The sequence below is a fragment of the Vreelandella andesensis genome (assembly GCF_003989795.1).
Classification (GTDB): Bacteria; Pseudomonadota; Gammaproteobacteria; order Pseudomonadales; family Halomonadaceae; genus Vreelandella; species Vreelandella andesensis.
In genome coordinates, this window is the sequence record NZ_RZHG01000003.1 from 215,774 (window position 1) to 229,139 (window position 13,366).

A 13,366-nucleotide genomic window follows, 5' to 3' on the forward strand; every position below is an offset into this window, starting at 1 on the left:
CTAGCATGCTACCGCCAACGGTTCAGCCGTTTACGGCATTCAGCCTCCGGTAATCGGGCACCTGCCTTCAGCATGCTGTCTAACGCATCGGCGAGCTGTTGCGTCGAGAGCAAGGCGTGGCGTTCCAGTTCATCCAAAATCCACAGCACACCCCGCACCTCAAGCTTGCCTTGTTGACCGGACTTGCGCAGCGCACCGTCACCGGTTAATAGCGTCCAGCCACGTTCTCTGGCCAGAAAATAGCAGGACACATCGGCCAAAGAAGAGTTGCCCAGGGTTTGGCGAAGTCCAAAAAGCGACACCACCTCATCGCCACTTAAGCCTTCTATCATCAGCCCCAGATCCGTCAGCTGCTGGCCGGGTGGCTGCCTTAACTCTCGCCATACAAAATCCGTGGTGACAAATTGGTGGGGCAGTGCAAAGACGGTTGTTAGCAGGCCACTACGATGAAGATCGATCCAAATATTGGTATCAGAGACAAGTATTTTCGCTGACATGCGCGGCGCCACCTGTCTGTCCGTTGGCCATTACCTCCTGGATATCCCTCAGGCCGGTATTGAGTAATTCCGCTGCCCGTGAGGGAGTCACCAACCCTTCCGCAAGGGCCCGGTAAACCAGCTGCCGCAGGCGGTAAGAAGTCTCTGATGGCAAAGGGTTAGGCTCACTGGAGCGGTAGCCCTGCATTGACCAGTATTTGACGGTGCTTTGGTAGAGGTTCGGGTTGATGATATTCAGGTCATGCAGGCGCCGTAGAATCGCCTGAATAGAAATGCCCCACTCCTGTTTGGCCAGCAAAAACTCATCGAACAGTACACGCTTGCGGTGCTCGCCGAAAATGGCGCGTACCTGGCTGGCAGGAAACAGAAAGGCACCGGCAAAGCGGTGGCAGTTGTTCTCTTCTTCCCGAGTGCCGTGAATGGCTTCAGGCATGGCCATCACTAGGTGGCCTAGCTCATTGGCGAGATTAAAGCGTTGGCGTTCACCGGGGCGGTCAGTGTTGCTCACAATCACCGCATCCGCGCCATCATTGACCAGCACACACAAGCCGTCGAACTTTTGATGGGCGTGCAGGCCCACCACCTTGATGTCGTTTTCTTCCAGGGGTTCGGTCAGGTTGGCAATGGGGTTTAGCCCCAGGTTCCAGGCGTTGCGCAACGCTTCCGCCGCCTGTTCGATCTCTTCAGCATTAGCTACCGCAAAGCGGCGATGCCATTGGGTAAAGCCACGGCTACGTGGCTCAGTCTCGAACACGCTTTCTGCCGCTAAATAGCGCTCAAGATGCTCGCGCACTTGCTCTTTAACGGCTTCCTGCTGGCGTTTGCCAAAAGCGGAGTGCTTGCGGAAATCGACCGCGCCAAGTGCCACCGAATCCGGGCGGAAAAAATACTCAGGGCTAACCCCCAGCACATCAGCGAGCTGGATTAAGCGAGTGGAATTGGGCGCGTCCTTGCCCTGCTCAAATTTGGACAGAGCCTGCTTGGTAATGTCCCCCAGCTGGTCGGCCACCTGCTGCAGGGTCATGTTCTTGAGGACACGCGCACGATGCAAGCGATCATGCAGCATGAGGGGGCACCTTGATGAGAAGTAATTGAGTTGACAAGTATGGGTTAAAATTCAGACCTGTCAACTCATGGCGAGGCGGTTGAGGGGGGAATATCAGGCTTCGGCTAGCTCGCGGGCCTCTACCTGTACGCGGACTTTGCCCGTGAGTAAGTCTTGCATCAAGGCTCTTTTGATATTTATTTTCCCAGCTAATTTCTCTTCAAGTAGACGCTGCTTTTGATCAATTGCACCCAAATTTTTACAGATACATTCTTGCTCAGCGATAGATGGCAACAGAACTGGGAACATCTTTAACTGACTTGAGTTTAGACTTGCGAGGTTAGTAGTTTGTTTGGCACAACCGAGGTAATAGCTCTTACCATACTGACTGCCGGACAAATAATTAAAAAACTCAGGAAGAAGCTGATCTTTCATCGTTCTAACGACAAAAACATGATTCTGATGAACGCAGGGGCTTATCAATCCTTTCCAAATGGCACCGCGCCCAATCTTATCAAAGTCCCCTCCTTCGTTTACCAATACATCATCGGGCTGCAAAGAAAAACGACTCAATCGCCCCTTGTCGATTTCAATGTACTTTATTTCAGTTAGATTAAGATAGCCGTCTTGAACATTTGCCACCCTAAGGTAAGGAACACTTATCATGTCACCTTTAGAGTTTGAGTTTTTTGCAACTCCTGTTTGAACAGCTGCAACTTCTTCAAGCAATACACAATCCCATCTCACAGGTATCCGCCCCACCGGCGAGTCCTTGAATTCAGTATGACCAATACCCTTAGTCAGCAGCTCTTGCATCATGCCGGCTTTCAGGTCTTTCAGCTTGTCGATCTGGGCGCGTGTTTTTTCAATCACCTCATCGACGGATGACAGAATGGCGGCGATTTTTTTCTGTTCGGAGAGTGGGGGAAGCGTCGCTCGAAGCCTTTTCACACTAGAAGAGGAAATCTCCGAAAACGTGCTGCCAGCAGACATTCTTTCTAACTCAGGTCGTATCCAAGTAATATATTGATATATGTAGTCCGCTAAGGCATTTTTTTTGCAGCGTAAAGACTGAAATCCTTGGTTGGTAGCCATTGGAACAGTGTTAATCGCGACATAACCAATACTGGCCCGGCTGGTCATTAAAACAGTTCCAGGCGGATGGAGCTTCGCAGAGCTTTTTTCTAAACCCTTGAGAGTGATGCTTTCTTTAGTTTTTGAGATGTACTTTGAATGACGTGTTGTAATTTCAGTGGGGGAAGCCCAAGGTATTTCACCATTCCAATATTCTTCAACTGACCTATCAGGTGTGCCGCCACCTACGGTATCGCAGAAGTCAGATAGCTCAGCTGAAGTCCATCCCTTAGGCACCGAATTTACCGCTCCAGTGCATCCAGCGCTCGCGGTATTTGTGAATCCCTTCAGGTCACTCATACCCCAGCTCCTTCAGGTACCCCTTCATCACGCTTTCGGCTTTGGCTACTTTGGCATCCAGTTCGTGCAGCGATACCTTGTACTTATCCCACCAGCGTTCTAGCTGGCTGATAATGGCAGCGCTGTTGTCAGCATCGGGGGCTTCCTGCTGGACGATGTCACGCAGCTGCTCTTTGCTGTCGATGGCAGGCTTGAAGTCAAAGTAGGCTTCATCACGGCGATCAAATACGCAGCGAACATCAAAATCTATCAGGATCTCTTCGCGAATATATTCGCTTTCCACTTCCCGCACGGGGATGCCGCCGTGGAGGATGGCGCGCACATCAAAGATTTCTGGCGGTGGGCTGGTATCGGCGTAGCGGCGGATGTTCAGGTTGTAGTCGTTCTCGGCAATCTCTGCCAGGGTGACGACTTTGGAGTAGCGCTTGATCTCGGCGTAATCGTCAAAGGTAGCGACGATCTTTTCGATATCCTGCTGACGCAGCTTGTTCTGGTTCTTGCCTTCTTCAAATTCCAGCTCGCTGTTAATAAACAGCACCTTGCCTTTACGTTCGGCAGGCTTTCGCTTGTTGATGATCAGCAGGCTGGCGGGAATGCCGGTGCCGTAGAACAGTGCTGGAGGCAGGCCAATCACTGCCTCCAGAAGGTCATCATTCAAGATGCCCTGACGGATAGCTTTTTCACTGGCACCCCGGAACAACACACCGTGGGGCATTACCACGCCCATCATGCCCTCGGCATTCAGGCTGGCGATCATGTGCTGCACAAAGGCCAGGTCGCCGGAATCTTTCGGCGGCGTGCCGTAGGGGTAGCGGCCATAGGGGTCGTTATCGGCTTCTTCCTTGCCCCATTTCTTCAAGCTGAACGGCGGATTGGCAAGTACCCGGTCGAAGGTCATCAGCTCACCGCCTTGGGTGTGCTGTGGGTCGCCTAGCGTGTCGCCCTTGCGAATATCGGCGCTGTAAACGCCGTGCAAGAACATGTTCATCTTGCAGATGGCCCAGGTGTTCAGGTTCATCTCCTGGCCAAACAGCGAGAGGTTGGCCGGGTTTTCACCATTAACAGCTAGATGATTGCGGGTTTGTACCAGCATCCCACCCGACCCCGCTGTGGGGTCGTATATGCGCATGCCCGCATGAGGCTTGAGGCTTGAGCAGTGATACCAGTAGCTGCACCACTTCAGAAGGCGTATAGAACTCACCGCCTTTTTTACCGGCGCTGTCGGCGAACATCTTGATCAGGTATTCGTAGGCCGTGCCTAGCAGGTCAGGGCGCTCGAAATCCTGGTTGCGTAACCGGTAGCGACTGAAATGGCTGAGCAGATCCCGCAGCTTTTTATCCGAAAGCTTGTTCTTAATGTTGAAGTCGATAGACACCAGCACGCCTTCCAGCGTGGCGTTGTGCTCTTCAATGGCTTCGGTGGCCTTGTTCAACTCCGAGCCAATATCGTGCTTGAGATCTTTGATGGCACCCCAGCGAGCAACAGGTGGGATGTAGAAAGTTTTGTCGTACTCGTCTTCATCATCAGCCAGCTCACGCGCCTGGGCCTCGCTTTTGCCTTTGCTGAGGTAATACTCAACCACCGACTCCTGGGCTTCCTCAAAAGCATCCGACAGGCGCTTCAAGAACATCATGCCAAAGATGTAATCCTTGTACTCGGACGCATCCATATTGCCGCGCAGGATATCGGCAGCTTCCCATAAGAAGGATTCCAGCTGTTGCAGCGTAACGGTGTGGCTCATTGATGGTTCCATGTATGGCAGAAACAGTGGTCATGGCTGATAGATAGCCCCCACAAAATTGTGAGCCGAGTTTAGCGGTGTGGGGGCATGCGAGCAAAGAGCTGCTTAGCAGCCTTGCTAAATGGTCATGATGAGATTTTCAGTTACGACTGGTTCCAAATGCTCGTAAACCTAATCCGTACTGTTTTGTATTCGCTTTGCAAAGGTAAGAGGCGCGGTAGAACGCCTCCTGAAAGCTGCTCATATCACCTCGGTTGACCCAATAATACGGATTGTCAGGCACGTGTACCCAGGGCTCTTGAGGATTCCAAGCGACCCCTAGCGCGCTATACCAAGCGCGTGAGATGCGGCTGATAAGGTTTTCATTGGGAGAGCATGCCTTACCAGGCATGTGATAGGCGTCACGGTTAAGCAGGAGCAATAAGTGGTAGTGCGGCTTACCGTTAATGCCGATTTCCCGGCTCCACACGTATCGCACTTTGGTATCTGGTACCCAGCCGTTCTGACGCTTCTGTTCCCGGTCGTGCTTAATAATAGCCTTAAAGGAGGCGGTGAGCCTTGCGATAAGGCCTTTATGATCCTCTAGCGTCATTTTGTCGCTTATCTCCGTAGGGATGACAGGATCAATCCGGAAGGCTAGCATGCGTGGGTAGTCAGCGAGTGCCTTGTGCATCGTATCGTAAAGGGCTTGAAGGTACTCACTTGCCATTGGCAGGTGGTCCTCTTGGATACGTAGCCCATTAAAGATAGGGGTATAGGCGAAGTGCAGGTTAGCGTTTGAGTGACGTGGTGGTAGCATTTTAATCTCCTTGATAGGAAAGATGGCCCATGGCTTCTGCGGCATGGGCGTTTATGACAGGCACGACGAATCCTCCAGCAGGTGCTGGATTCAATGCGTTGATGATGTCTTGATGATTAGCCTTTCGTTGGATGCTTAGGTACGGGGCTTGATGCCCCTCCCTCTACCCTTTGATTAGCTTAATAATAATTAAACAAGGGTCAGAAAGATTGATGGCAGTTCGACGGATGTAGGTGGGCGCTAGCGTAAGCGAGTAGCGGCTAGTGGATAATCAACTCTTCAATTAAATTAGCAAAAGCTAAATAATTTGATATTAGGCAGCATCGTCATCTCTACGCTTAATGCTGTCGTTTATCCAAGTATCGATTTCACTTTCGACCCAGGCAACGGCCCGTGTGCCCAGCTTGATTGGCTGTGGAAACTGCCCAAGGTTGATGTACTTGTAGATCGTCGATCTGGCTAGCCCTGTGCGTTCCATGACGTCTTTGATGCGGATCAGTTTCATGCTCATGACGAACTCCTGTTATTCGTTCATGACATGAGGAAGCTGAGTATTTTTTAATTGGAGAGTAGCGCTAGCGACGTGAAGCCTATTGGTCGGCAGGCTCCGGTGAAACTGCCGTTGAATCATCTGGCTTATCGTTGATGGCTGAAAGGCAATCCTGTTGATGCGTTTGCCAATACGCTTTCAGGTCACAGAACTTCAACGTGTCAAAGATAAGTCTGTCTGGAAGATAGGAAACGCCATTGGTATGCAAAGCATGCCCGCACAACGCCCAGCCGGGTGAGGGGCGACCAAGGCGATCCCGTGCGGGCGTTAGCGTGTAATATAACTCGTCAAAGTCAATCTCATGGTGCTTGTCGGCATGCCGCCTTAATTGTCTATGAAGAGTCTTCGCTAGATGATGCGCGAGCTGGTGGCGCAATGCTGACGCCGGGTCGACTAGTGCATCGGGGGCGTTGGGTAAGGGGTCGTCATCCCATAAATATAGCCATTGCGTCGATAGCATTTGCATAGCTTCGGCATGGACATGGGCGCGCAACCATTCTGCCTGCGAGGAGTTACACTTTTCAGTGAACATACAGACAGTTGAGGATAGGTGGCGCAGTGGGGGCAGAAGCTGTGTTGCGTGTGAACGAACCTCTTCGTTCTTATTAAGCTTTACTTCAAGTTTCTCCACCAATTTTAACCGGTTAGAAATATAAGCAGGCATGTCTACTTGATCTGACCATTTTGTACCGGCAATCGCGGCATTAAGCTTGTTAAGTTTCTCGATCAGGATCTCTTCATATTTCAAGGAAACTCCATAAGCCATCAGGGCATCAATGAGGCCATGATTCAATTCGGTAGCCGCATTCTTGCTTGGCGGTGGTGTAGGAAAGATCAATTTTACGGAGTTACTCTCTGGCTTCCCGAGCAGCGGATGGGAAAGGCCCAACACGTAGATCGAGGTCATGCGTTTACCTAGCAGCTTGCCTGCCTGGCCCGGTTGGTGATGAGCGATAACACCGAGCGTTTTGAGCTTTTTAAGTTGGCCCGCAAGCTGACTGGACGACATGCCCGTCAAGCGTTGCAGAGTGATAAGACCCATGTCGGTCAAAATGCCAAGCACCTCTGAGCGCGCTAACAACACCATCAGCACCCAACGATTGGCCCTTGTCAGTTGCTCTTTGCGTCGATGGCTATGGTGTAAATTCGGTTGCCTAACTGACAGCGGTATTTTTGTTTTTTCCCCATATTCTCCAGTTGATCCCTGCGATGAAGATTCTGCATGAGTAGATGTCTCTTCGTGGCCCGCCGATGAAGCCGTGACCTTTGCTACGTACTTTGACGAGGCCTTGGCCGGTAAGCTGACAGCAAGCGGATCATATTGACTGATGTAATCAATGCGGTCTGATAAAGAAGGCTCTTCGTTGGGCAGGGCTTTCAAGGTTGAAAGCAACGTTGGACTGACACGGTATCTATAGCTTGGTCGCCCCCTTCCCTTTGCTACAGGGATTGCTTCGATAACGCCCTCATTTTTAAGTCTAAGCAGCGTTTTCTGCCCCTGCCGAAGTGGCATCTTCAAGTGGGTTAACAGAGCTCTCACCGTACCGTCGATAGGCGCATGTAACCCTGTATAGCGTTCCCATTGCCATAGAAACCAGCGCGCTTCTATTGGGAGATTGATATCTTCATAATAAAACAGCTGATAGCCCATTGCCCCCACCTAGTCAACAAGTAGCTTTCTAATTTATCCTCCTTAAAAATACCTTTTTAAGGAGTACATAAAAGTAAAAAAATTCTTCATTACTATGTGACACTACTACGTCACACTACTTTGTTACACCACTATGTCACACTACTTTGTCACACCACTATGTCACACTACTATGTTATAATTCAGCCGATGCATTGAGACGACATGATAAGCGGCTTATACTCATTGAACTCCTGCTAGCCACATTTCTCACTCACTGCTGACATACGTGACCATATTGTTTTATGACAACATCTCCTCATACGTGGATTGATCACAACAACCCAGCTCAGCTGAAATGGATAGCCAACTACCTCAGTCGCACTCAACCTGACTTTTCACTAGCGTTCATGGGTGATGACTTTGCGCACCCTGAACGGGCTGACCATTTAATCACTGAGATTAAAAATCACATGGACTCCCCCGCGTTTCGGGAGCAATACGGAAAACTGCGCAATGCATGGCGGCAGAAAAAAGTGCGTCAACAACGTGATAAAAAGTCGGCAACTTTTGTGTTGCCTGTAGCCACCTTGACGACGCTAGAAAAGCTCGCCAAGAAGCACAACCACTCTAAAGTAAAGGAATTAAGCACAGTAATTAGCGACGCCTGGCACGACCATCTGCGTGCGACAGAAATCGCCCACAAAGCTAATTCAACCTACCGGCAGGAATTAAAAAACCAACGCGCAAGCTACGAGCAGCGCGAACAGGCATATCAACGAGTGGTTGAAAAATTATTGGCGGCAGTGGCAGAGCAAATTGATAAACGTTGCGCCTTGGAGGCGAAAATAGGGGGAGCGGACAGCTCGCCTCTAGAGTCTGGTGACATAGCAACGTACGAAGCATTAATAGAGCCACACAAAGCCGCTATAGAACCCCATTTAACGAACCTAACGCTCGTTCGCTTCAAAGGCGAGTCGCTATCGAAGCAACTAGCGAACCTAGTCCAAGCGCGAAAAAAGGCTGCTGAAGCTCCGAAAATACCTGGCGAGCCATAGCGGCTCGTGGAACGGCCGTGTTAATGGCGCTTTTGCGCTTTATTTATTAATAGACTCATGAACGATTATGTCGTGCCGACATTAACTCTTCGATACAAGAGTGGACAAAATAAGGCAAGGGTGGAGGGATCAGTAATAATATTGAAGACGTGCTATCTGATAAAGAAATGGCAAATTTGCTCGACTGATAGCCTCATCAACGGCAAACCTTGTCTCATAAAATATTAAGCTTCGTATAATAGAATTTAATGGGGGACTAACTGGGGGACTGGTGCTTTTTAAGCAACAAAAAAGCCGCTGAAATCAGCGGCTTAATCTATGTTTTTGGCGGAGGGGGAGGGATTCGAACCCTCGAAGCCTTTCGACTTACACACTTTCCAGGCGTGCTCCTTCGACCACTCGGACACCCCTCCGCGTTTTTGTTCAGTTGTTAAGGCGCTGCCTTTCCAAACAGAACGGCACATATTTTATGGTCTAAGACCTAAAATAGCAAGTCTTATAAAGATTTAAGCAACAGGCAACACGGCATAGCGCCCGCTGGCTTCCAGACAGAGCGTGTCGCCGCAGTAGAGCTGTTGGGTCAGTGCAATACTCCCCTTCCCCCGGGCATTAAGCTTTTCCGCTAGCTGTGCGGGGCCCTGGGGGTCGCTAGGGGCGCAAATTATGCGGTAGTTGCCGGTGACAGGCGCAAGAAAGCGCTGGCGGGCTTCGGCTACGACGACATCTTGCGCCCGCCCATGGGCACGTAGCCACAGCGTTACCCAACACCAGCCTTGTAACGTTGTTTGCGCCGTTAGCGCACCGCCAAAGCCTGTCCCTTTGTCGTTAAGGTTGGGGCTAAGCGCTAGTTGCCATGTTAGTGCCCCGCCCTCTTGGGCAGTGCCTTGGGTCATACGCTGAAGTCCCAGTGCGCCCACCATGGGGATTGCTTCCCCTAGCCACTGCTGAAAGGCGGCAAGGTCTTCCTGTGTCTCGGGGAGTGGCAATCGGGGGTAAGGCACTCCGGGCTGGCGTGGCTGGCTCATCACCATTAATCCCAACGTTCTACAAAGTTTTCCACATGGTGCTGAGGTAGCGGCTTATGGCGGCCCGCTAAGCTACCTATATAGATAAAGGCGACGACCTCGTCATCTTCATCTAGCGATAGGCCTTTACGCACCACGGGGTCAAAGGCATATTTACCGCTGCGCCACATGGCTCCCAGCCCTAGCGTGTGGGCAGCTAATAATATGCCGTGAGCAGCGCATCCGGCTGAAATCACCTGTTCCATTTTCGGCACACCAGGAATTTCCGGGGTTACTTTAGCGATCACGGCAATAATCATCGGTGCGCGCAATGGCTTTTTACGCGCGGCATTTAGCGTGTTGTCGCTAGCACTGGGGTCTTCTTGAAACTCTGCTTCGGCAAATAGCTCTCCCAAGCGTTCGCGACCTTCGCCAATAAATTCAATAAACCGCCAGGGGCGTAGCTCTTTATGGTCTGGAGCACGCAGCGCAGCTTGATAGATAGCGCTGAGCTGATCGGCACTGGGCGCAGGCTCGGTGAGTTTACCCATAGAACTACGTTCGTGAAGCAGCGTGAGTGCGTCCATGATGACTCCCCTTATATTCATCGTTGAGCGCCAGTAGCGCCGTTGTTTACTGCCTTGCTAGGCGCAAGGGGCTGGGCGGCGTTAACCCTGGTGTTGCTCGCCATGGGCTGATATCAAGCCCACCACGACGTACATAGCGTGCCAGCACCAGCAGTTCTTCCGGTTTGGCCAGTTGCATCAGGTCGGTAAAAATATGCTCAACACAGTGTTCGTGAAAATCCTGATGTTGACGGTAACCGATTAGGTAGCGTAGCAGTCCTTCACGGTCGATTTTAGGGCCTTTGTAGCGAATTAACACACTTCCCCAGTCGGGCTGACCAGTTACAGGGCAGTTTGATTTGAGTAGATGGGAATACAGCGTCTCTTCAACGATCACTTCGCCCACCGCCAAATGCGCTGCACTGGGCGTGTAATCACTGACATCGATGTCCAGATCGTCCAAGCATTCGCCGGGCAAGCGCTGGGGAACAAGCTCGCTGTCATCCACACCCAATAGCTCTACGCTAACTGAGCCCCCCGCTGCCGCCGCCAGGTCGCGAAGCAGTGTGCGCTGCACGTCTTCTCGGCTGGCAAAGCGCGTTTGGTTAAGGCTATTGAGGTAGAGCTTCCAGGACTTGGACTCAATCAGGTTCGGCGAATTCGCGGGCAGACGAAAACGGGCAACCGCTACGATGGGTTTCCCACGGCCGTTTAGCCAGGAAACCTCAAAGGCGTGCCACTCATCTTCCCCCACAAACGGCAGTTTATCATCGTCAATACCCAACGGGGCACGGTTGGCAGCACGGGGAATAGGATATAAAAGACCGGCGTCATACTGCTCTGGATAAGCAGAATCGCGCCCCAGAGGCGCATGTTCTAGGGTATCGGGGCGATGTGCCATTACTTATTGCTCTCTATTAGTACTGTCTAATGAGTACTGTCTATTGAGTGACGCCTACTGGGCGTTATCACACGGTTAGCTGCGAATGCCTTTGCCCCGCTCTAGCATGGTGAGCGCCACCATAAACAGCCCAACAATAAAGGCAAGAATAGCCGCCAGCGCCCAGGCTACCGGAATATCGGAGACACCTAAAAAGCCGTAGCGGAAGACGTTCACCATATACAAAATTGGGTTGAGCATTGAAACGCCCTGCCAAAAATCAGGCAGCATCGAAATCGAGTAAAACACGCCACCTAAATACGTTAGCGGGGTCAAAATAAACGTCGGCACGATGGAGATATCGTCAAATTTATTAGCAAACAGCGCGTTAATAAAACCGCCGATGGAAAACAGCGCCGAGGTTAATACCACCACCAGTACCGTGAGCAGCGGATGCTCGACGGTTAAGCGAGTAAAAAACAACGATACCAGCGTGACAATTAACCCAACACCCAGGCCCCGCGCCATGCCGCCCAAAACAAAGCCGGACAGAATCACCCAGTTAGGCATAGGCGAGACCATCATTTCTTCAATAGAGCGCTGAAACTTATTGGAAAAAAAGCTAGAGGCCACGTTGGAATAGCTGTTGGTAATCACCGACATCATGATCAGCCCTGGCACAATGAAGTCCATATAGCTGAAGCCGCCCATGTCGCCAATGCGCGAACCAATCAAATTACCGAAGATGATGAAGTACATGGCCATGGTAATTGACGGCGGCAGCAGGGTTTGTGGCCAAATGCGTGTGAAGCGCTTTATCTCTTTAAGCACTAGCGTCCACAGCGCGATCAGGGTTTGCGTTGCATTCATGCCCGCGCCTCCTGTTGCCCACGCTGATCAATGGCTTGCTGACTGCTTGCCACCATGGAAACAAACATCTCCTCTAAGCGGTTGGCGCGGTTGCGCATAGACACCACCGTTAGCCCCTGTTCGCTTAAGGCACTGAACACATCGTTAAGCTGCTGCCCACGATGAATCACCAGTGAAAGCTGGGAAGGCTCGATCTGTTGTACTTCAAACCCTTCAATGACAGGGGCTTGCTCAATCGGCGCGGACAGGTCAAGCAGGAAGGTTTCAGTATTCAGCTCTGTCAGCAGTTCACGCACGCTGGTGTTACGCACAATTTCGCCTTGATTAATGATGGCGATATTTCGACACAGGCTCTCGGCTTCTTCGAGATAGTGCGTAGTAAGAATAATAGTGGTGCCTTCATCGCGGTTAATACGCCGCATGTATTCCCACATACTACGCCGCAGCTCGATGTCGACCCCCGCGGTTGGCTCGTCAAGGATCAGCAGTTTCGGGCGGTGCATCAGCGCACGAGCAATCATCAGGCGGCGCTTCATACCGCCTGAAAGCATACGCGCACTGCCATTGCGCTTATCCCACAACCCAAGGTCACTAAGCAGCTGCTTGGCGCGGGGCAACGCCTCTTTGCGGGTCATACCGTAGTAACCCGCCTGGGCCAGGATAATATCAATGACCTTTTCAAACTGATTAAAATTAAATTCCTGGGGCACCACGCCAAGCTGGTACTTGGCCTTCGCGAAGTCTTTATCGATGTCGATGCCAAAAATCGTCACCTTGCCTGCCGACTTCTGCACCAGCGAGCAAACTACACCCAGCGTGGTCGACTTGCCCGCCCCGTTAGGCCCTAACAATGCAAAAAAATCGCCCTGCTGGACGTCTAAATCAATACCTTTTAACGCTTGAAAGCCGTTGCCATACACTTTCGTGAGGCCACGGATAGACAGTGCCGGTTCGGCCATAAACATGTCCTGTCAGCAAAATGGGGAGCACAAAACGCGCTAGACGAAAAGATATCGGGGCAATCATATGTTTTTTCAAGCCATACAGATGCCAGGCACGCAAAAGACCGCCATTAATTGTGCGGTGTAAAACTTAAAGAACAAGGGGATACAAGGTGTTTGCTTGGAGCGGGAAAAGAGATTCGAACTCTCGACCCTCGCCTTGGCAAGGCGATGCTCTACCACTGAGCTATTCCCGCATATAACAAACTTTACTGCGAAGCCGTGCGAGATGGCGTCCCATAGGGGGTTCGAACCCCTGTTACCGCCGTGAAAGGGCGGTGTCCTAGACC

General features: G+C 51.3%; 14 protein-coding genes and 2 tRNA genes. 1 reads left to right on the forward strand and 15 read right to left on the reverse strand.

The features are described 5' to 3' along the window. Positions 1 to 8: 8 nt before the first annotated feature. The 8 genes from ELY33_RS02270 to ELY33_RS02300 form a co-directional block, all read right to left on the reverse strand. On the reverse strand, positions 9 to 497 hold the full coding sequence (locus ELY33_RS02270) for a PIN domain-containing protein (RefSeq protein WP_126943271.1): 489 nt from the start codon (positions 495 to 497) through the stop codon (positions 9 to 11). Then, positions 472 to 1,563: a helix-turn-helix domain-containing protein gene (locus ELY33_RS02275; protein WP_126943274.1), complete on the reverse strand. Its 1,092-nt coding sequence runs from the start codon at positions 1,561 to 1,563 to the stop codon at positions 472 to 474. The genes ELY33_RS02270 and ELY33_RS02275 overlap by 26 nt, the downstream gene beginning before the upstream one ends. Positions 1,564 to 1,656: 93 nt before the next feature. After that, positions 1,657 to 2,976: a restriction endonuclease subunit S gene (locus tag ELY33_RS02280; RefSeq protein ID WP_126943277.1), complete on the reverse strand. Its 1,320-nt coding sequence runs from the start codon at positions 2,974 to 2,976 to the stop codon at positions 1,657 to 1,659. Further along, positions 2,969 to 4,105, reverse strand: a complete 1,137-nt coding sequence (locus ELY33_RS18025) for an N-6 DNA methylase (RefSeq protein ID WP_244208547.1) — start codon at positions 4,103 to 4,105, stop codon at positions 2,969 to 2,971. Before ELY33_RS18025 ends, ELY33_RS02280 begins: the two co-directional genes overlap by 8 nt. Next, positions 4,035 to 4,718: a type I restriction-modification system subunit M N-terminal domain-containing protein gene (locus ELY33_RS18030; RefSeq protein ID WP_244208548.1), complete on the reverse strand. Its 684-nt coding sequence runs from the start codon at positions 4,716 to 4,718 to the stop codon at positions 4,035 to 4,037. The genes ELY33_RS18025 and ELY33_RS18030 overlap by 71 nt, the downstream gene beginning before the upstream one ends. Before the next feature lie 139 nt (positions 4,719 to 4,857). Then, a complete protein-coding gene (locus ELY33_RS02290) occupies positions 4,858 to 5,517 on the reverse strand; it encodes an inovirus Gp2 family protein (protein WP_167470031.1) in 660 nt (219 codons plus the stop codon). Between the two features lie 313 nt (positions 5,518 to 5,830). Then, positions 5,831 to 6,028, reverse strand: a complete 198-nt coding sequence (locus ELY33_RS02295; RefSeq protein ID WP_208644189.1) for an AlpA family transcriptional regulator — start codon at positions 6,026 to 6,028, stop codon at positions 5,831 to 5,833. Between the two features lie 79 nt (positions 6,029 to 6,107). Continuing rightward, positions 6,108 to 7,718, reverse strand: a complete 1,611-nt coding sequence (locus ELY33_RS02300; protein ID WP_126943283.1) for a helix-turn-helix domain-containing protein — start codon at positions 7,716 to 7,718, stop codon at positions 6,108 to 6,110. A gap of 284 nt (positions 7,719 to 8,002) precedes the next feature. On the opposite strand from ELY33_RS02300, the gene ELY33_RS02305 reads away from it, so the two are divergent. Next, entirely contained in the window at positions 8,003 to 8,755 is a 753-nt protein-coding gene (locus ELY33_RS02305; protein WP_126943286.1) for a hypothetical protein, read from the forward strand. 325 nt (positions 8,756 to 9,080) lie between these two features. Here the strand turns inward: ELY33_RS02305 and ELY33_RS02310 are convergent. The 7 genes from ELY33_RS02310 to ELY33_RS02340 all read right to left on the reverse strand — a co-directional run bounded on the left by ELY33_RS02310 (position 9,081) and on the right by ELY33_RS02340 (position 13,273). After that, positions 9,081 to 9,168: transfer RNA gene (locus ELY33_RS02310), tRNA-Ser, on the reverse strand. 93 nt (positions 9,169 to 9,261) lie between these two features. After that, positions 9,262 to 9,780: a YiiD C-terminal domain-containing protein gene (locus ELY33_RS02315; protein ID WP_126943289.1), complete on the reverse strand. Its 519-nt coding sequence runs from the start codon at positions 9,778 to 9,780 to the stop codon at positions 9,262 to 9,264. 5 nt (positions 9,781 to 9,785) lie between these two features. Then, positions 9,786 to 10,346, reverse strand: a complete 561-nt coding sequence (locus ELY33_RS02320; protein WP_126943292.1) for a nitroreductase family protein — start codon at positions 10,344 to 10,346, stop codon at positions 9,786 to 9,788. 46 nt (positions 10,347 to 10,392) lie between these two features. After that, the gene (gene queF / locus ELY33_RS02325) at positions 10,393 to 11,226 is read right to left on the reverse strand and encodes an NADPH-dependent 7-cyano-7-deazaguanine reductase QueF (RefSeq protein WP_126943295.1); all 834 of its coding nucleotides are present in this window, start codon (positions 11,224 to 11,226) and stop codon (positions 10,393 to 10,395) included. Between the two features lie 75 nt (positions 11,227 to 11,301). After that, a complete protein-coding gene (locus ELY33_RS02330; protein ID WP_126943298.1) occupies positions 11,302 to 12,075 on the reverse strand; it encodes an ABC transporter permease in 774 nt (257 codons plus the stop codon). Further along, the gene (locus ELY33_RS02335) at positions 12,072 to 13,034 is read right to left on the reverse strand and encodes an ABC transporter ATP-binding protein (RefSeq protein ID WP_126943301.1); all 963 of its coding nucleotides are present in this window, start codon (positions 13,032 to 13,034) and stop codon (positions 12,072 to 12,074) included. The genes ELY33_RS02330 and ELY33_RS02335 overlap by 4 nt, the downstream gene beginning before the upstream one ends. Positions 13,035 to 13,198: 164 nt before the next feature. Further along, positions 13,199 to 13,273 (reverse strand) — tRNA-Gly (locus tag ELY33_RS02340). Positions 13,274 to 13,366: the final 93 nt, after the last annotated feature.